The organism is Lentibacter algarum, from assembly GCF_040580765.1.
In the GTDB taxonomy this organism is placed as follows: Bacteria; Pseudomonadota; Alphaproteobacteria; order Rhodobacterales; family Rhodobacteraceae; genus Lentibacter; species Lentibacter algarum.
In genome coordinates this window covers 3,019,451-3,038,659 of sequence record NZ_CP158687.1, presented here as the reverse complement: position 1 = coordinate 3,038,659, position 19,209 = coordinate 3,019,451, and the positions used below count along the sequence as shown (strand labels likewise).

Below are 19,209 nucleotides of genomic sequence, written 5' to 3'. Positions count from 1 at the left end.
ATGAAAAATGAGCACTATTTTTGCCCAAGCCTCTGCGGCTGGTAAAGCTGGCGTTGCAGTGGTTCGAATTTCCGGACCAAAAGCCTTTTCGGCTGCGTCCCAGCTTTGCGGCTCCCTCCCCGCGCCGCGTGAAGCGGCATTGCGGCGTCTCAGGTCTGCGGCCGGAGAGGTGCTCGATGAGGCCTTGGTTTTGTGCTTCTCGGAAAAAGCCAGCTTCACGGGCGAGGAGACAGTTGAGTTTCAGACACATGGGTCTGTCGCGGTTGTAAACGCACTGCTCGCTGAGCTTGGGACGGTTGATGGCCTTCGGCTTGCCGAGCCTGGTGAATTCACACGTCGAGCTTTGGCCAATGGGCGGCTTGATCTTGCCCAAGTTGAAGGTCTTGCAGATCTTATCGCCTCCGAGACTGAGGCACAGCGGCAGCAAGCGCTGCGCTTGTTTTCTGGTGGTTTAGGCGATCTCGCTGCCCATTGGCGTGAGCGTCTAATCCGTGCAAGTGCGCTGCTCACCGTCACAATAGATTTCGCTGATGAAGAAGTTCCAGTCGATGTATCCCCTGAAGTGCTGGAACTTATTGCTGAGGTCCAGACAGCCATGCAGGCTCAGGTCGATGGCTTTGGCGCTGCAGAGCGTATTCGTACTGGCTACGAAGTTGCTATCATTGGTCCGCCCAACGTTGGAAAATCCACATTGCTCAATGCTGTTGCTGGACGCGATGCAGCGATTACGTCCGAGATAGCTGGTACGACACGAGACGTCATAGAAGTTCGAATGGAGTTGGCGGGTCTTCCTGTCACCTTGCTTGATACAGCTGGGTTGCGTGAAACTGACGACACAATTGAAAAGATTGGCGTTGCCCGCGCTCTTGAGCGAGCGAAGGCCGCTGATTTGCGCGTTTTTCTAATAGAATCAAATAGTAAGCCAGAATTTGACCCTGCCCCAGATGATATCGTGATTGCGTCGAAGGCCGATCTTTCAGGCGATAAGTTTGGGGCGGTGTCTGGTAAAACAGGGGCTGGAGTTGCGCAGCTCGTTGAGCAAATTGGCGCTAAGTTATCTTCCAAGACAGCAAAGGCGGGCCTGGCGACGCGCGCGCGCCACAAAGAAGCGATGGAGCGATGCTTGGTTTCGCTTGCGGAGGCGTCCAACCGTGTTGCTTTGGGGCCTGAATTCACAGATATTGCTTCCGAAGAGCTACGCATCTCTCTTGAAGCATTGAACATGTTGATTGGCCGCGTTGATATCGAGAATGTTCTCGATGAGGTGTTTTCCAGCTTTTGCTTGGGCAAGTAGGGAGTGTTTCACGTGAAACATTTTGATGTGATCGTCGTTGGTGGAGGACACGCTGGGACCGAAGCTGCCCATGCGGCAGCGCGGATGGGCGTCCAAACCGCGTTGGTGACTTTGCGACAGCGCGATATTGGCGTTATGTCATGCAACCCAGCTATGGGCGGACTTGGAAAAGGCCATTTGGTTCGCGAAATCGATGCCATGGACGGCGTCATGGGGCGTATGTCTGACAAGGGCGGGATTCAATTCCGCCTCCTAAATCGTCGCAAGGGCCCTGCCGTTCAAGGCCCCCGTGCTCAGCAAGATCGCCAGCTTTATCAAAAGTCGATGCTGCAAGAGACGCTATCTCGTGAAAACCTCACGATTGTTGAGGGTGAAACCGTCGACTTTCTCATGGACGGTCAACGTGTAGCAGGTGTTGTTCTGGCAGATGGTTCTGAAATATCGGCACATGAAGTCATCCTAACGACAGGGACATTTCTCCGTGGACTCATTCACATTGGAGATGTTTCTTATTCCGGCGGCCGCATGGGTGACAAACCTTCGATAAAGCTAGCGGAACGTATGGACGCATTTGAGCTACCAAAGGGGCGCTTAAAAACAGGGACACCCCCTCGTCTTGATGGACGCACGATAAACTGGGACGCGCTCGGGATGCAGCCCGGCGACGAAGACCCAGCGATGTTTTCCTTTATGTCGACGAGTCCTCAAGCGCGTCAGATTTCCTGCGGAATCACTCATACGAACGAGCGCACGCATGAAATTATCGCCGCAAATCTTGAGCGTTCTGCAATGTACGGCGGTCACATTGAAGGCGTTGGGCCTCGGTATTGCCCTTCTATTGAAGATAAAATTGTACGTTTTGCTGACAAGTCATCTCACCAGATTTTCCTTGAACCAGAAGGGCTTACGGATCACACGGTCTATCCAAACGGGATTTCAACCTCCCTGCCCGAGGATGTACAGCACGATTATGTTCACTCAATTTTTGGTCTTGAGCAAGCAAAGATCACCCAGCCTGGTTACGCTATTGAGTACGACTATATCGACCCACGCGCTTTGACGCTTGAGTTGCGAGTTAAATCGGTCGAAGGCTTGTTTCTTGCGGGCCAGATCAACGGAACGACAGGTTACGAAGAGGCCGCGGCGCAAGGTTTGGTTGCCGGTCTAAACGCGGCGAGAGCTGTATTGGGCAAAGATCCCGTTTCATTCAGTCGCTCACAGAGCTACATTGGCGTGATGATTGATGATCTTGTAACGCGGGGCGTCACTGAGCCCTATCGGATGTTTACATCTCGCGCTGAGTTTAGGCTGTCGTTGCGGGCTGATAATGCAGACCAACGCCTCACACCGCTCGCAAAGTCTTTTGGATGTGTTTCCGACGGTAGGTCGCGTGCGTTCGATCAGAAGATGGAAGCATTGGAATCTGGTAAGAAGATGCTGGACTCTAAGCTTTATTCGGCAACGGATCTTAAAAAAGTCGGCATCCAACTCAAGCAAGATGGTACAAAGAGAACGGCGTACCATTTGCTTTCTTTCCCCGAGATCAGCTTTGAAGATCTTGTGGCTGTGAACGGTCAGCTTTCAGAGATTGATGAGAACACACGTGATCAACTTTCAAAGGACGCTCTGTATGCCAATTACATAGAGCGTCAACAACGCGACGTCGATGCGATGAAGAGAGACGAAAATCTTCTTATTTCTCAAGACTTTGACTACCAGCCTCTTGATGGGCTTTCCAATGAACTGAAAGCAAAATTGCAAGCCGCACGCCCGCAAAACCTAGCGCAGGCGGCACGTGTAGACGGTATGACGCCGGCAGCGATAACGCTCCTCCTCGCAAAGATGCGTCAGGCACAGAAAGAGAAGTCAGCATGAAAGGCTTAGAGAGTGTTTCACGTGAAACATTGGCGAAACTTCAGGTTTATGCTGATACTCTTATCAAGTGGAATCCAAAGATAAACCTGGTGGCAAAGTCGACCATTGACGATCTTTGGGATCGCCACATTATCGATTCTCTCCAGATAATGCGGCATATTCCGGATGGCCCCCAACATATTGTAGACATAGGCAGTGGCGGTGGATTTCCAGGGCTTGTGTTGGCGATAGCCAGTTCAGAGGCCCGTCCTGAAGCCTTGATCACGATGATAGAAAGCGATCAAAGAAAATCAGCGTTTCTTCGGACCGTTCTGCGAGAAACGGGCGTATCGGCGACAGTTTTGACCGAGCGCATCGAGAAGGCTCCGGCGCAAAGCGCCGATGTTCTCACAGCACGCGCGTTGGCTGACTTATCACTGTTACTGGAATTTGCAGAACAACATTTGAAAAAAGAGGGCACAGCCTTCTTTTTAAAAGGTAAAAACTGGCGAACTGAGCTTCAAAAGGCCCAAGAAGTCTGGCAGTTTGATTACGAAGAGGTCACAAGTGAGACCAATGTTGAAGCGGTTCTGTTAGTTATCAAAGGAATTGAACGTGTCTGATCTTTCTAGGCCGCCTGCAGCTAAGATAATTGCCATCGCAAATCAAAAAGGTGGCGTTGGGAAGACGACCACTGCCATTAATTTGGCCGCTGCTCTTGCAGAAGCTAAGAAAAACATTCTTTTGGTTGATCTGGACCCGCAGGGCAACGCCTCCACTGGCCTCGGAATTGATCGTGAGAACAGAGACTTCACGACTTACGATCTTCTTTTGGAAGATACGCCGCTCAATCAAATCATTCAGTCAACAGAAACAAAACGAGTAAGTATCGTTCCGGCTACGGTTGATTTGAGCTCAGCAGATATTGAGCTTTATACCAATGAAAAGCGCAATCACCTACTTCGTGATGCTCTTAAGCAGCCCGATATTGATGGATTTGCATTCGACTATATTCTCGTGGATTGCCCGCCGTCGCTCAATCTCCTGACAGTAAACGCTATGGTTGCGGCTGACTCTGTTCTGGTCCCACTCCAAAGTGAGTTTTTCGCGCTCGAGGGCCTTTCGCAGCTTATGTTAACAATTCGAGAAATGCGTGAAGTGGCCAACCCCAACCTCCGGATTGAGGGCATTGTCTTAACGATGTATGACAGTCGCAACAACCTGTCTCAGCAGGTGGAAGCTGATGCGCGCGATAATCTGGGCGATCTTGTCTTCAAAACTGTTATTCCGCGCAACGTTCGGGTGAGCGAAGCGCCGTCGTTTGCGATGCCTGTTCTGAGTTACGATCCGACGTCGAAGGGCGCTATGGCCTATCGTGCGCTTGGGAAAGAAGTGATTAAAAACAACGCTGTAAAGAAGCGCTAGGAGAGCAAGATGGTCGATAAGAAAAGCAAATCTCGCGGGCTTGGTCGCGGTCTCTCGGCTCTTATGGCGGAAGTACAAAGCGAAGCTGAGTCACCAGCAACTACGCCGCGCCGTTCGGATCTGATGATCCCGATTGAGCAAGTAAAGCCAAACCCTGAACAGCCCCGCCGTCACTTTGACAATGAGGCTTTGATTGATCTTGCGGAATCTATCCGCGAAAAAGGGGTTATCCAGCCCATTATTGTGCGCCCTTATCCTGGGCAGGATGGCGTTTATCAGATTGTGGCTGGCGAGCGCCGCTGGCGGGCTTCCCAAAAGGCTCAATTACATCAAGTACCTGTTATCATTAGAGACTTTGATGATATCGAGGTTCTCGAGGTCGCTATTATTGAAAATATCCAGCGCGCCGATCTTAACCCCGTTGAGGAAGCGACGGGGTACCGTCAGCTGATAGATAAGTTTGGTCATACTCAAGAGAAGCTAGCCCAAGCATTGGGCAAAAGCCGAAGCCACATCGCAAACCAGATGCGATTGCTGTCTTTGCCGGACGAAGTTTTGGCGCTACTCAATAAGGGCGAGCTGACAGCTGGGCACGCGCGCGCTTTGATCACTGCGGAAAATCCAGCTTTGTTAGCGCGAGAGATTGTGAAGAAGGGTCTCTCTGTCCGCGGAGCCGAGCAGCTTGTGAAGAAAGAAAGCGCCCCCGCGCCCAAACCACGAACTGCGCGTAAGCTCGACAAAGATGCTGATACGCTTGCCCTTGAGGCCGATCTTTCAGCGGCGCTTGGAATGAAAGTGAGTTTGAATCACTCCGCTGGCGGCGAGTCTGGACAAATCACGATCCGCTATGAAACGCTCGATGAGCTTGATGGTCTTTGCGCAAAGTTGAGTTGATCAGTTTGGGCGAGACCAGATAAACAAAAGCACACATCCAAGCGCCAGGGCTTGTATGGCGAGCAGTGTAAGCTTTAGTCCGATCAGAACAGAAAGCATGAAAACCGCCACAATGGAGACGGTTGCCATGCGTTTTGCGCGCAATGAAATGGCGCCACGCTCGCGCCAGTCCATGATCGATGGGCCAAACTTTGGATGCGTAACGAGCCAGTTGTGAAGCCGCTCTGAAGAGCGAGCAAAACAGAAGGCGGCCAGCAAGAGAAATGGAACTGTTGGTACGAGCGGTAGAACCACACCCACAAAGCCAGCACCAAGCGACAACACCCCAAATATCAGCCAAACAATACGCATTTAATCTTCCAGCAGCTTGTTTAGAACTGAATTTAGCACAAAGCGGCCCTTCTCGCTCGCGATAAGCCTGTCCCCGGCTTGCGCCACCATGCCGAGCTCTAGCAGCTCCGCGAGTGCGCTTGGCTTTAGCTTACGTTGTGCAAGGGCCTCATAGCGGCTGAGGCTAACTCCTTCAGACAGGCGCATCCCCATCAACAAAAGCTCTGTCGCTTCGTCTTCATGTGTCAAGATTTCGCGTAGCTTGTCACCTGTTCCGCTCTCTGCTGCCCCGAGCCAAGCGTTAGGCTGGCGATATGCTTCTGTGGCGCAGCGCGTATCCGTCGGGGTGATGCGGCCATGTGCTCCTGGCCCAATTCCGACGTAGTCCCCATAGCGCCAATAGATCAGATTGTGCCTACATTCGGCACCCGAGCGGGCATGGTTCGAAACTTCGTAGGCAGATAGGCCAGCCTGACCACAAACATCTTGAGTGATTTCATACATCTCTGCTGCATCGTCATCGTCGGGCAGATCTCGCAGTTTTCCTGCGTTGTATCTGTCGCCAAAAGCGGTGCCTTGCTCAATGGTGAGCTGATAGAGCGAAAGATGGTCCACAGCGAGCGCCAAGGCTTCGTTTAACTCCGCACGCCACGCCTCGGGCGTCTGGCCTTGTCGCGCGTAAATCAGATCAAAGCTGACGTTCTCAAAAGTGTTGCGTGCAATTTGAAAGGCGGCTTGTGCTTCTTTAACGTTGTGTATTCGCCCCAAGCGCCGCAAATCAGGATCGTTCAGCGCCTGAACACCCATAGAAATGCGGCTAACGCCTCCCTCTTGATAGGCCCGAAATCTCCCTGCCTCGACTGAGCCAGGGTTTGCCTCAAGCGTCACTTCCAAATCATTGGCCACAGGCCATGTGGCTTTGATTTTGTCGATGACCCCCGCAACAACATCGGGGTTCATCAAGCTTGGCGTGCCGCCGCCAAAAAAAACGCTAGAGACAACGCGCCCAGGAAGCTCTCTCCCGTAGCGTTCAATTTCTGAAAGATAGGCTCTAAGCCAGCGCAACTGGTCGATTTCGCGCACAACATGACTGTTGAAGTCGCAGTAAGGGCATTTGGCCTCACAAAACGGCCAATGCACATAAATGCCGAAGCCGCCATGTTCCCAATCGCTACTCAAAGCAGCGCTTCACAAGCTTATCAAAAGCATCCTGCCGATGGCTCATTGCGTTCTTTTCTGCGGGGTCCATTTCCCCGAAGGTTTCGCTTTTGCCCAAGGGCTGAAACATGGGGTCAAATCCAAAGCCATCTACGCCGCGCAGGGGCCAGACAACCTCTCCCTTTACCTCACCTTCAAAGATTTCGTCGTGCCCGTCAGGCCAAGCAAGGCAAAGTGTCGCCTTAAAAGCCGCGGTGCGTGGAAATGGTGCCATCTTGGTGTCGAGCAAGGTCCAGACCTTTTCCATCGCCATACCAAAGTCGCGCCCGTTTGGCGTTTCGGCCCAGTCCGCAGTGTAAACACCAGGTGCACCGCCAAGTGCATCCACAACTATTCCACTGTCGTCTGACAAAGCGGGTAGGCCCGTCGCCTTCGCGGCAAAATGCGCTTTGATCCGCGCATTGCCGACAAAAGTATCTTCGGTTTCATCTGGCTCTTCCAGTCCATGCTCCGCCGCCGAGCTGACCTTGACGCCAAAAGGCGCAAGAAGCTCGGCGATTTCACGTAGCTTGCCTTTGTTGTGGCTTGCAATAACCAGATGGTCTCCGTCAAACTTACGCACTGGTCGCTGCCTTCTGAAGCGCGACAAGTTCGCTCACGCCTTTTTCGGCGAGGTCCATAAGCTCGTTCATTTGTGCACGGCTAAAGACTTGGCCTTCCGCAGACATTTGAACTTCGATCAGCTTTTTGGAACCTGTCATAATGAAGTTTCCGTCAACACCAGCTTCGCTGTCTTCTGGATAATCCAGATCGAGGACAGATTGGCCTGCATAGATCCCGCAAGACACAGCTGCCACAGGGTCAATCAGCGGATCGGTGATCACAGCGCCTGTTTTCATCAGTTTGTTCACTGCAAGCTTCAGAGCAACCCAACCGCCCGTGATCGCAGCACAGCGCGTGCCGCCGTCAGCTTGGATAACGTCACAGTCAATTGTGATCTGGCGTTCACCAAGTGCAACACGGTCAACACCCGCACGCAACGAGCGGCCAATCAAGCGTTGGATTTCTACGGTGCGTCCGCCTTGCTTTCCGGCTGTCGCTTCACGGCGCATACGGCTTGTGGTTGAGCGTGGAAGCATCCCGTATTCTGCGGTGACCCATCCGAGGCCTGAGCCTTTTACAAATGGCGGTACACGTTCTTCCAGTGTCGCGGTGCAAAGAACATGTGTGTCCCCGACCTTGATCATGCAGGAGCCTTCCGCATGTTTCGTTACATTTGTCTCGATGGTTACATCGCGCATTTGGTCTAGGCTTCGGCCTGAAGGTCGCATTACAAAATCCTTTTGTTGTTCCCGTTGGGATACAAGGCCCAACCCCTATAACACAAGCCCGATTGACCTTTCGGAGCGCGTGGTTCTTAAATGCTGCGCGAGGAAAGCCCAAATGAGTGACAATTCACAGCTTCTATCCGAAATGAACGATCGTACGCGCGAAGTCTTTCGACGCGTCGTGCAGGGCTATCTGGATTCAGGTGATCCTGTCGGTTCGCGCACCCTCACCCGCACGATGAGCGAAAAGGTGAGCGCAGCAACCGTGCGCAACGTTATGTCTGATCTTGAGTTTATGGGGCTTCTTGGCAGCCCTCATACAAGTGCTGGCCGCATTCCAACGCAGCAAGGCTTGCGCATGTTTGTTGACGGCCTTCTCGAAGTGAATGAGCTTGAGACAAATGACCGGCAGCGCATTGATGAAACAATGGGTCGCAACTCTGGCGATGTGGGCGGCCTACTTGACCGTGTCGGCGCCGCGCTTTCGGGTGTTACACAGGGTGCATCGCTCGTTCTTGCGCCAAAGCATGAAGCAGCGATCAAACATATCGAGTTTGTCCCTCTTGCTGCGGATCGTGCACTTGTTGTTCTGGTCTTCTCCGATGGCCATGTTGAAAACCGTGTCTTCAATCCGCCCTTGGGCGCGACCCCAAGCTCAATGCGCGAAGCGGCAAACTTTCTCAATGCGCTCGCGGAGGGAAAGACCCTCACAGAGCTTGGCACAACCATCCGCCGCGAAATCGACAACCGCCGCCAAGAGATCGACGTTCTGGCGCGCCAGCTGGTCGATAGCGGCCTCGCAGTCTGGGAAGGCCAAGGTGAAAGCTACGAACGCTTGATTGTCCGTGGCCGTTCCAATTTGATTGCTGAGTCTGAAACAGAGGGGTTTGAGCGTATCAAAACCCTGTTTGATGACCTAGAGCGCAAGCGAGATATCGTCGAATTCCTCCAACTCACGGAAGAAGGTGAGGGTGTACGCATTTTTATTGGCTCAGAGAACAAACTTTTTTCACTTTCGGGTTCCTCTTTGGTTGTCTCTCCATATATGAACGCTGATCGAAAGATTATCGGCGCTGTTGGCGTCATAGGGCCCACGAGGCTGAACTATGGCCGCATTGTTCCGATAGTCGATTATACAGCGCAGTTGGTTGGCAAGCTTATATCCAACCGAAGTTAAAGGTGACGACATGGCAGATCGCAGAGAAGACGATTTCCTGGATGATATCGAGCAGGCCGAGCTGGACGAAATGTCCGAAGAGCTCTCCGAGCCGCTCCCTGAAGAATACGAGCTTGATGAGCTTCGCGCTGAGCGTGACGCGCTCAAAGACAAGTTCATGCGCGCTTTGGCCGATGCCGAAAACGCGCGCAAACGTGGCGACAAAATGCGCCGCGATGCCGAGCAATACGGTGGTTCAAAGCTCGCGCGTGATATGCTTCCAGTCTATGACAACATGAAGCGCGCCCTTGAAGCCGCCACAGAAGAGCAGCGCGCAGGTGCCGCCGCCCTCATCGAGGGTATCGAGCTGACAATGCGCGAGCTTCTCAATGTTTTCAAAAAGCACGGCATGACAATCATCGCGCCGCAAGTTGGTGACAAGTTTGATCCAAACATCCACGAAGCGATGTTTGAAGCCCCCGTCCCTGGCACAAACGCGGGTGATATCATTCAGGTTTCAACAGAGGGCTTCATGCTGCACGATCGTCTCTTGCGTCCGTCGCAAGTTGGCGTGTCGTCTATGCCCAAGTCCTAAGCAGTAATTCGGGGCCGCCCTGCGGCCTCGACAGTCACTAAGCCTTCGACAAAAATCTCGCGTGCTTCTGCTTCACTGCGGCGCAGCTCTCTTGTCGCTGACGTTTCTATGTCGTCTGCTCCCGCATCTTTTGCTGCCTGAATAACAGTGGCGCGCAGCCAGTCTTCGGCGGCCTTTAGCGCGGGCTCAAGCTCAGTGAAGTCTTCTGGTCCAGTCGCCGCATGAAGGCGGTAAAGCCCCTCTGATGGGCTGGTCACAGACAGGCTCCGCCGCATCGTTACTCGCCCGACAACCGCACCTAGCGCATTCGCCACGCCCGCATGCTCTGGTAGGATCATCTCACAGCCGAGCTTGCCGCCCACATCAGGATAATATGTGCTCGCCGAAGCCCCTAGGCCAACAACTGGCACATTTACTTTCGCAGTCAACGCAATAAGCCCGCTGTGCCCAAGGAGCGCGGCACGCAGCAATTCATGTCGTGCGAGCCTTGCTGGCTCAGCTTCAAACGTTTCGGCCTCCTCGGCAAAAACAGTCTCTAACAAGGCCAAACTCGTCTGTTCGGTCATCTGATCAAGGATCAGCCTTGCCAGCGTTTCGGGTTCTCTGGCCAGTCGCTCCCCGTCACCCTTACGGCGACGGCAGAACAACTCAAGCGCAAGATGCGCCGCCTCTGCGTCCCAGCTGTCGAGCAACCCAAGCACATGGCTCGCGTCCGAGGGCGTCACCCCAGAAACTTGAACAATCCCCCGCTCCACAAGTCGGCGGATGCTTTGCGTCTCAATACGCGTACGCACCACCTTGCTCAGTGGCATCACGCCCTCAACCCGTTCCAAAACGGCCTCATCGCGGGGTGCAAGTCCCGCATGGCTCACGCCATCCACCCGCTTAATGAACTTCCCGTCAAACTCGCTTGGCGCAGGCGCTCGCAACTGCGCTTCCATCGTGCTTTTGACAAGCTCTGGCGCATCAAGCGCAATCAGACTCACGGGCAAGACCCGCCTTGGTCCAAGTGTCAGCCCGCCCTTAAGCCCCTCGGTGATAAAGTGCACTTCGCTGTCACCGCCGAGTCCACTCGTCCGCATTGCTACGGCCTCAACCATGGTGCGATAGGGCCCCACGCGCGCACCCTCTGGGTCAATCTTGGGCCGTCCGTCGCGCAAAAGCGCAATGTCGGTTGTTGTGCCGCCAATATCACTGACCAGCGCTTCCTGTGCGCCCGTCATCCATTGCGCGCCGACAATTGAGGCCGCAGGTCCGCTCAGAATTGTCTCGATTGGTTTTTCCCGCGCCTGTGCCGAGGAAATAAGCGCACCATCGCCACGCACAACCATCAATGGCGCAGTGATTCCGAGGTCGCGCAGCCCGTCTTCGGCCCGCACGATCAGTTTGTCGATCATACCGATCAGCCGCGCATTCAGAAGTGCCGTGAGTGCACGCTTTGGCCCGTTGAGTTTGGCAGACAGCTGGTGTGACGCAGAGACAGGCGCACCTGTCGCCTCACGGATCATTTCCATTGCGCGCAGCTCATGGGCGGGGTTTCTGGTGGCAAATTTACTTGCAACCGCGAAGGCAGACACGCCAGAAACAGTCTCTAACCACGCCGAAAGCCCAATTTCATCAAGCGTATGCGCTTCGCCGCCAGCATGGTCGTGACCGCCCGTTAAAACGATCTGTGGATCGCCCTTAAGCGCCTCATTCAGCCCATGCTTGGCAAGGTCGCTTTCAGGAAATCCGATATAGACAAGCCCGACTCGTCCGCCCTGCCCTTCGACAAGTGCGTTGGTCGCTAGAGTGGTCGAGAGCGAAGCAAGACCGATTGTTGATGGGTCGACCCCGGAGGCATCCAGCACCGCCTGCACAGCCTTGCCGATTCCGATGGCTAAGTCATGTCGCGTGGTCAAAGACTTGGCGGAGGCGAGGACTTCTTCCTCGTCGCGCAGCAAAACTGCGTCGGTATATGTTCCGCCTGTGTCCACACCTAGCAAAATAGCCATGTCGCCTCCAAATCCTGTTCGCCCTACGGGTTTAGCGGCTTAGCCCGCTTCGTCCTGCCCGTTTGCGGCGCTTTTCAGTCGCTTGCAGGCCCAGTCCGCCGCGTCACGGACAGTTTCATCGTTGTCATTCAGCAGGTGTTGCGCGCACTTCAGAAGGTTTGTGCTTCCCGAGTTGCCGACTGCATAGAGCACATTGCGCACAAACCTGTTCCGTCCGATCCGTTTGATCGGACTGCCAGAGAATTTTTCGCGAAACTCTGTGTCATTTAGCATTGCCAGTTCTGCCAATGGTGGACTTTGCAGATCATCCCGCGGCTTTAGCCGTATATCTCGGGCATTTTGCGCAAACTTGTTCCAAGGGCAGACAGCAAGGCAGTCGTCGCAGCCATAAATACGGTTGCCAAGAAGCGGGCGCAGCTCTTCGTCGACCGGCCCGTGGTGTTCGATTGTCAGGTAAGAGATACAGCGCCGAGCGTCGAGCTGATATGCCGCAGGAAAGGCCCCAGTCGGGCAAACGTCCAAACAGTTGCGGCAGCTTCCGCAATGATCCTGTTCTGGAGCGTCCTTCAGCAGATCCAGCGTGCTAAAGATAGACCCGATAAAAAACCAGTTGCCAAGCTCACGGCTCACAAGGTTCGTGTGTTTGCCTTGCCATCCAAGCCCTGCGGCTTGCCCCAGCGGTTTTTCAGGCACAGGTGCTGTATCTACAAAAACCTTCACTTCGCCACCCGCCTCCGCGATCAGCCAGCGGGCCAAACGCTTCAGCCCTTTTTTGACGAGGTCGTGATAATCCTTGTTTTGGGCATAAACAGAGACTGTTCCGGCCTCTTTTCGGGTCAGCGCCTCTAGTGGGTCCTCCTCAGGCGTATAGCTGACGGCCAGCATGATCACAGAGCGCGCCTCAGGCCAGAGCGCTGCAGGATTTCCGCGCCAATGGGTCCGCTCGGCGAGCCAGCCCATTTGTCCATGATATCCCTTTTCAAGGAACGCATCGAGCCGCGCAGGGACGTCAGGCACAGCGTCAGGCGCACAAATCTGGCAGGCGTCAAAGCCCTCGGCCCTCGCCTGTTCGCGCAGCTTATTTGCCAGCGCGTCCATCGGGATCAAAAGTCGAGGTCAGCATAATGTGGAGGGGGCGGAAAGCCTGACACTTGGTCTGCGAGAATAGAGCGGAACGCAGGCCGCGACTTTATCTTTGCATACCAGTCTTTCACTGTCTCGGAGCGGTTCCAGTCTACATCCGAGATATAGTCAAGTGAAGAGAGGTGCGCCGCTGCAGCAAAGTCCGCGAGCGTCATTTCATTGCCCGCAAGCCAGCGCCGCTGCTCCAAAAGCCATGTCATGTAATCCAGATGAAACTTGATCGCTTTCGCGCCAGCTTTCACGTTTTTACTGTCAGGGTAGCCCTGCCCCATGACCTTTTTGTTGACCCGCTCATAGACAAGGTTCGCCGTCACTTCGCTGTGAAACTTGTCATCAAACCAGCCCACAATACGGCGGACTTCATAGCGTGCCTCAGGGGCGCTCGGCATCAAAGAGACTTCGGGGTAGACTTCTTCAAGATACTCGCAAATCGCGGCACTCTCCGAAAGCGTGCGTCCGTCAATCTTCAGAACTGGTACTTTAGCCGCTGGGTTGCGGCGCAAAAAATCGCTGTCCTTTTCCCAATAGCGCTCCTCGATCAACTCGCATTCAATCCGCTTTTCAGCGAGACTCAGCCGCACCTTGCGACAAAACGGAGAGAGAGGAACATGAAATAAAGTGGCCATAACAGATGCTCAAAGATTGGGACTGTTCTTCAATGCAACTTTAGCGGCGAAGTTTCAACTCTCGAAACACTTGGCGCGCCCGTCTCGGCGGATTGTTTCGGCGCCGTCGCGGATCCGAGCGGTACGCTTTCGGATATAGTTTGAAGGCTTGGAGGCCGAGCGGTCCTTTGGAGCTGGCAGGATCGCGGCAAGCCGTGCCGCCTGCAGTGGACTCATCTTGGCGGGCGTCACACCAAAGTAATGCTGCGCGGCTGCTTTCACACCAAAAACACCTTCATCAAATTCCGCGATGTTGAGGTAGACCTCAAGGATACGACGCTTCGGCCAGATCAGCTCCACGAGCGGCGTTAGCACAGCTTCAAGCGCTTTTCGGCTCCAGTTGCGGCCGTGCCAAAGATAAGCATTCTTCACGACTTGCTGTGTGAGCGTCGAGGCGCCTCGCCCTGTCCCGTCCGCGAGCGCCGCACGGATTGCATTCATATCAAAGCCCCAGTGCGCGCAAAAGTTTGCATCTTCGGCCGCCACAACAGAGCGAAACATCACAGGAGCGATTTCGTCAGCACTTACCCAGCTCTGCTTGATCCCACCGAGACGCGCCGCTTCTTGGCGCATATATATCCCCTGCGGCGGCGCAAAAAAACGGTGTGCCGTGACAGTTACAAGCCCCAAAACCACGACCAACAGACACAGCCTGACAGCCCACCGCTTGAGCCATTTTAGCGGCTGAAAATTGCGCTCTGGCGCTTTGGTCTTGGTCGTTTTTCTCTTCACAATTTACCTATAGTGGTCACGGACCCGTCCGAAAAGCAGCAATCCAAAAGAAAAGGGCGGCCCAACTGTGTGCGCCGCCCCTTCATATGTCTCATGCTCTGTTTATTCAGCAGGTACAGCTTCGCTTTCCGTGGTCAGCGGATGCGCCAGTTTACCAAGCATCTCCTTGGGGCAAATCTGGAGGAAGTTCTGCTTCTCCATATCCCAATGCAGCAGGATTTCAGCGGCCTTGCGGCTGCCTGTCTCTTCTGCGTGGCGCATGACAAGTCCCTTAAGCTGCTCTTCCCAGTGGCTCACGCTCACAGAGCAAGTCACCAGTGTTTCAAGGTTCATAAGGTCTTGCGCCTTGCCATCGGGGTCATAAACATAAGCCATACCGCCAGTCATCCCTGCGCCAAAGTTAGCGCCAATGCTACCAAGGATGACCGCGATACCGCCTGTCATGTATTCACAGCCGTTGCTTCCACATCCCTCGATCACAACTTTCGCGCCCGAGTTGCGCACGGCAAAGCGTTCGCCTGCGCGACCCGCAGCAAAGAGATGCCCGTCTGTCGCGCCATAGAGCACAGTGTTGCCGATGATGGTGTTCTCGCTGGCTGTCAGTTTGCTCGCCATTGGCGGACGCACAACGATCATACCGCCAGATAGGCCCTTGCCGACATAGTCGTTGGCGTCGCCACTGACTTCAAGCTTGAGGCCAGGCGCCGCAAACGCACCAAGAGACTGGCCCGCGCTGCCTGTAAGTTTCACAGTCAGGTGGTTGTCCTGAAGGCTGTTACGCATCCCGAACTTGCGGACAATGTGGCTTGAGGTGCGCGTACCCACGGTACGGTGCGTGTTCTGAACCGCGTAAGACAGCTGCATTTTTTCGCCGTCTTCCAAGAAGCGCTGCGCATCGCGCACGATCTCGGCGTCAAGCGTATCAGGCACAGCGTTGCGCGGGCGGTCACGGTCATAAGTGATCGCTTTTGCACCATCAACTGTGATGAGCAGCGGGTTCAAGTCCAGATCATCAAGGTTTTCTGAGCCACGGCTGACTTGGCTCAAAAGATCCGCACGGCCAATGACATCATCAAGACTTTTTGCGCCAATCTCGGCCAAAATCTCACGCACTTCTGTTGCGTAGAAGGTGATGAGATTAACAACCTTATCGGCATTGCCGGTAAATTTGGCGCGCAGATCTTCGTCTTGTGTACAGACGCCGACAGGGCAGGTGTTGCTCTGGCACTGACGCACCATAATACAGCCCATCGCAATCAGAGCAGCGGTCCCGATCCCGTATTCTTCTGCGCCAAGCATTGCCGCCATGACAATGTCACGGCCTGTGCGGAGCCCGCCATCTGTGCGGAGTGTGACACGCTCGCGCAGGTTGTTCATGCTCAGAACTTGGTGTGCTTCGGTCAGGCCCATTTCCCATGGCAGACCCGCAAACTTGATACTGGTTGCTGGGCTCGCACCCGTGCCGCCGTTGTGCCCCGAGATCAGGATCACATCGGCCTTGGCCTTAGCCACACCCGCAGCAATCGTGCCCACACCCGAGCTTGCAACAAGCTTCACAGTCACTTTGCAGCGTGGGTTGATTTGCTTGAGGTCGTAGATCAGCTGAGCAAGATCTTCGATAGAGTAGATGTCGTGGTGTGGCGGTGGACTGATCAGTGTCACGCCCTTTGTTGAGTGCCGCAGCCGTGCGATAAGATCAGTGACCTTCATCCCCGGAAGCTGACCGCCTTCACCAGGCTTGGCGCCTTGTGCAACTTTGATTTCAAGCTCTTCGCACTGGTTGAGGTATTCCGCGGTAACGCCAAAGCGCCCTGACGCCACCTGCTTGATCTTCGCAGATGGATTGTCGCCGTTTGGCTCTGGGTGGAAGTGTGCGGGGTCTTCGCCGCCCTCACCACTGTCAGATTTCGCACCGATACGGTTCATCGCAACGTTGAGTGTCTTGTGAGCCTCTGGTGACAGCGCGCCAAGGCTCATGCCGGGCGTAACAAAACGCTTCCGAATGCTTGTGATGCTTTCAACCTCTTCCAGCGGGATAGATTTACCCAAAGGTTTGATCGCCAGCAAATCGCGCAGGTGGATCGGCGGGTTAGATTGCATCGCCTTGGAATACTTCTTCCACATCTCATATGAAGCGCGGTTACAGGCGCTTTGCATCATATGCATCGTGCTGGCGCCCCAAGCGTGCGTTTCGCCTGATTTACGGGCTTTGTAAAAGCCGCCAATCGGAAGAACATCTGTGCCCGTTGCAAAGCCTTTGGCATGAATAGAGACTGCTTTTTCTTCAATCCCCCGAATACCGATCCCGCTGATACGGCTTGTGAGGCCAGGGAAATACTCGGCACACATCGCACGGCTGAGGCCCACGGCTTCAAAATTCATACCGCCACGATAGGACGAAATCACGCTGATCCCCATCTTCGCCATGATCTTGAGCAAGCCTTGGTCAATCGCCTCGCGATAGCGCGCCATGTTCTCTGTGAGTGTTCCGTCGAGCAAGCCACGACGAATACGGTCGGCCACAGAGTCTTCGGCCAAATATGGGTTTACGGTTGTTGCACCACAGCCGACAAGAACGGCAAAATAATGTGGGTCAATACATTCCGCCGCCCGTACGTTGAGCGAGCAGAACGTGCGCAAGCCTTTGCGCGTCAGCCACGAGTGCACTGCGCTGGTGGCCAAGATCATCGGGATCGCGACACGGTTTTCGTTTTGGTGCTGATCTGTGAGCACAAGATGCCCCGCGCCCGAGCGCACAGCGTCTTCCGCACGCTGACGGATGCTTTCGAGAGCGTCGCGCAGCGCATTTTCGCCAGCGGCTTCTTCAAACGTACAGTCGATCTCCACCAAGTCGGCGTTGAAGTGACGCGTGACTTCGTCCCACTGTGCATTTGCGACAAACGGGCTTTCCAACACAATAATCTCGGTCTGCGCGCTGCTCTGGTCGAGCACGTTCTTGAGGTTCCCAAAGCGCGTCTTGAGGCTCATCACGCGGAATTCGCGCAAGGAGTCGATCGGCGGGTTTGTCACCTGAGAGAAGTTCTGACGGAAGTAGTGGCTCAAGGGGCGGTACTGCTTTGAAAGCACCGCACTTGGCGTGTCGTCGCCCATGCTGGCCAGCGCTTCCTTGGCGTCTTCACACATCGGAGCAAGCACTTGCTCTAGCTCTTCCATCGTGTAGCCCGCTGCAATCTGGCGCTTGCGTAGATCTTCGCCCTCAAACATCGGCACTTCAGTGACACCCGCCAGCTCTTCGTCCAGCTCGTTGATCTTGCCGACCCACTCGCCAAAGGGCTGCGCCGCCGCCATTCTGTCTTTGATCTCTTTGTCGTGGAAGAGGCCGCCTTCTTTCATATCCACAGCAATCAGTTGCCCCGGACCAAGCGCGCCTTTTTCAATGACGCCAGCCTCATCAATGGGAACCATTCCCGCTTCGGAACCAGCAATAAGCAAGCCATCGCCCGTCACAACATAACGCATTGGGCGCAGGCCGTTGCGGTCAAGCCCAGCACAGACCCAGCGGCCATCCGTCATCGCAAGAGCGGCAGGGCCGTCCCATGGTTCGATGACAGAGTTGCAATAGCTATACATGTCGCGCCACGCTTCGGGCAGCTCCACAGCCTGCTTGCTCCAGCTTTCAGGGATAAGCATAGTCTTTGCCATTGGCGCATCGCGGCCCGCGCGCACAAGCACTTCAAACACAGCATCAAGCGCCGCAGAGTCCGATGATCCTGGCTGCACAATCGGCTTGATGTCTTCGGCAAGCTCGCCAAAGAAGTTTGACGCCATGCGGATCTCGTGGCTTTTCATCCAGTTGACGTTGCCTTTAAGCGTGTTGATCTCACCGTTGTGCGCCAGCATGCGGAAAGGTTGCGCCAGCCACCATTGCGGGAATGTGTTTGTGGAATAGCGCTGGTGATAGATCGCAAATGCACTCTCAAAGCGCTCATCCATCAAATCAGGATAGAACTCGGCGACTTGCTCAGCCAGCATCATCCCCTTGTAGATCACAGAACGGCACGACAGCGAGCACACATAAAGCCCCTGAATGCCAGCCGCGGTCACGGCCTTCTCGATACGGCGGCGGATTACATAGAGCTCACGCTCAAACTGTTCCTCGTCAACGCCTTTGGAGTTTGAAATAAGGATTTGTTCAATTTCGGGGCGCGTTGCATTTGCCTTTTCGCCCAAGCAGCCGATCTCGACAGGAACGTGCCGCCAGCCGTAGATATAATACCCCAAGCGCAGAACTTCGGTTTCCACAATCGTACGGCAGCGCTCTTGTGCGCCAAAGTCCGTGCGCGGCAAGAATATCTGGCCGACAGCAATGAGCTCGTCCATGCGCGGCTCATGGCCTGTGCGGCGGATCTGGTCATAAAAGAAATTCGCAGGGATCTGGACATGAATGCCCGCGCCGTCGCCGGTCTTGCCGTCCGCGTCCACAGCCCCTCTGTGCCAGATCGCCTTAAGCGCCGCGATGCCGTTTTCCACAACCTTGCGGTTTGGTTTGCCATCAAGTGAAACAACGAGGCCCACGCCGCAAGAAGAGTGCTCTTCCTCTTCGCTATAGAGCCCGTTTTCGGCCATCCACTTGCGCTTAGCTTCTTCTTCACGCACCCAGTTTTCATCATATGTGGTCAT

General features: G+C 54.6%; 16 protein-coding genes. 7 read left to right on the top strand and 9 right to left on the bottom strand.

What is annotated here, in order from left to right:
* Positions 1 to 7 precede the first annotated feature (7 nt).
* Genes mnmE through DSM117340_RS15100 form a run of 5 tightly spaced genes read left to right on the top strand, consistent with a single transcriptional unit; the run spans position 8 to position 5,467 of the window.
* On the top strand, positions 8 to 1,294 hold the full coding sequence (gene mnmE / locus DSM117340_RS15120) for a tRNA uridine-5-carboxymethylaminomethyl(34) synthesis GTPase MnmE (protein WP_271437454.1): 1,287 nt from the start codon (positions 8 to 10) through the stop codon (positions 1,292 to 1,294).
* A 12-nt stretch (positions 1,295 to 1,306) separates the two neighbouring features.
* A complete protein-coding gene (gene mnmG / locus DSM117340_RS15115; RefSeq protein WP_354689798.1) occupies positions 1,307 to 3,169 on the top strand; it encodes a tRNA uridine-5-carboxymethylaminomethyl(34) synthesis enzyme MnmG in 1,863 nt (620 codons plus the stop codon).
* Complete coding sequence (gene rsmG / locus DSM117340_RS15110) at positions 3,166 to 3,771, top strand: 16S rRNA (guanine(527)-N(7))-methyltransferase RsmG (protein ID WP_271437452.1); 606 nt, start codon at positions 3,166 to 3,168, stop codon at positions 3,769 to 3,771. The genes mnmG and rsmG overlap by 4 nt, the downstream gene beginning before the upstream one ends.
* Complete coding sequence (locus DSM117340_RS15105; protein ID WP_089893537.1) at positions 3,764 to 4,573, top strand: ParA family protein; 810 nt, start codon at positions 3,764 to 3,766, stop codon at positions 4,571 to 4,573. Before rsmG ends, DSM117340_RS15105 begins: the two co-directional genes overlap by 8 nt.
* 9 nt (positions 4,574 to 4,582) lie before the next feature.
* A complete protein-coding gene (locus DSM117340_RS15100) occupies positions 4,583 to 5,467 on the top strand; it encodes a ParB/RepB/Spo0J family partition protein (protein ID WP_271437451.1) in 885 nt (294 codons plus the stop codon).
* On the opposite strand, the gene DSM117340_RS15095 is transcribed toward DSM117340_RS15100, so the two are convergent.
* The 4 genes from DSM117340_RS15095 to rph are packed head-to-tail and all read right to left on the bottom strand — an operon-like array spanning position 5,468 to position 8,286.
* Complete coding sequence (locus DSM117340_RS15095; RefSeq protein WP_284260979.1) at positions 5,468 to 5,818, bottom strand: YbaN family protein; 351 nt, start codon at positions 5,816 to 5,818, stop codon at positions 5,468 to 5,470.
* Positions 5,819 to 6,976 carry a radical SAM family heme chaperone HemW gene (gene hemW, locus DSM117340_RS15090; protein ID WP_284260981.1) on the bottom strand — a complete coding sequence of 386 codons (1,158 nt, stop codon included), beginning with the start codon at positions 6,974 to 6,976 and terminating at the stop codon, positions 5,819 to 5,821.
* Positions 6,969 to 7,577, bottom strand: a complete 609-nt coding sequence (rdgB, locus tag DSM117340_RS15085) for an RdgB/HAM1 family non-canonical purine NTP pyrophosphatase (protein WP_273486359.1) — start codon at positions 7,575 to 7,577, stop codon at positions 6,969 to 6,971. The genes hemW and rdgB overlap by 8 nt, the downstream gene beginning before the upstream one ends.
* A complete protein-coding gene (gene rph / locus DSM117340_RS15080) occupies positions 7,570 to 8,286 on the bottom strand; it encodes a ribonuclease PH (protein ID WP_089893552.1) in 717 nt (238 codons plus the stop codon). Before rph ends, rdgB begins: the two co-directional genes overlap by 8 nt.
* A 112-nt stretch (positions 8,287 to 8,398) precedes the next feature.
* Here rph and hrcA point away from each other — a divergent pair, with 112 nt between their 5' ends.
* Together hrcA and DSM117340_RS15070 are read left to right on the top strand one after the other, a co-directional pair.
* The gene (gene hrcA / locus DSM117340_RS15075; RefSeq protein ID WP_089893555.1) at positions 8,399 to 9,460 is read left to right on the top strand and encodes a heat-inducible transcriptional repressor HrcA; all 1,062 of its coding nucleotides are present in this window, start codon (positions 8,399 to 8,401) and stop codon (positions 9,458 to 9,460) included.
* Positions 9,461 to 9,470: 10 nt separating this feature from the next.
* A complete protein-coding gene (locus tag DSM117340_RS15070; RefSeq protein WP_089893558.1) occupies positions 9,471 to 10,034 on the top strand; it encodes a nucleotide exchange factor GrpE in 564 nt (187 codons plus the stop codon).
* Here the strand turns inward: DSM117340_RS15070 and DSM117340_RS15065 are convergent.
* The 5 genes from DSM117340_RS15065 to gltB all read right to left on the bottom strand — a co-directional run bounded on the left by DSM117340_RS15065 (position 10,031) and on the right by gltB (position 19,209).
* Positions 10,031 to 12,028, bottom strand: coding sequence for a hydantoinase/oxoprolinase family protein (locus tag DSM117340_RS15065; RefSeq protein ID WP_273499544.1), 1,998 nt, complete (start codon positions 12,026 to 12,028; stop codon positions 10,031 to 10,033). The genes DSM117340_RS15070 and DSM117340_RS15065 overlap by 4 nt on opposite strands.
* Positions 12,029 to 12,067: 39 nt before the next feature.
* A complete protein-coding gene (queG, locus tag DSM117340_RS15060; RefSeq protein ID WP_089893564.1) occupies positions 12,068 to 13,126 on the bottom strand; it encodes a tRNA epoxyqueuosine(34) reductase QueG in 1,059 nt (352 codons plus the stop codon).
* A gap of 5 nt (positions 13,127 to 13,131) precedes the next feature.
* Positions 13,132 to 13,797 carry a glutathione S-transferase family protein gene (locus tag DSM117340_RS15055; RefSeq protein WP_089893567.1) on the bottom strand — a complete coding sequence of 222 codons (666 nt, stop codon included), beginning with the start codon at positions 13,795 to 13,797 and terminating at the stop codon, positions 13,132 to 13,134.
* A gap of 54 nt (positions 13,798 to 13,851) precedes the next feature.
* Positions 13,852 to 14,571 carry a monofunctional biosynthetic peptidoglycan transglycosylase gene (gene mtgA / locus DSM117340_RS15050; protein ID WP_089893570.1) on the bottom strand — a complete coding sequence of 240 codons (720 nt, stop codon included), beginning with the start codon at positions 14,569 to 14,571 and terminating at the stop codon, positions 13,852 to 13,854.
* Between the two features lie 99 nt (positions 14,572 to 14,670).
* The gene (gltB, locus tag DSM117340_RS15045; protein WP_089893573.1) at positions 14,671 to 19,209 is read right to left on the bottom strand and encodes a glutamate synthase large subunit; all 4,539 of its coding nucleotides are present in this window, start codon (positions 19,207 to 19,209) and stop codon (positions 14,671 to 14,673) included.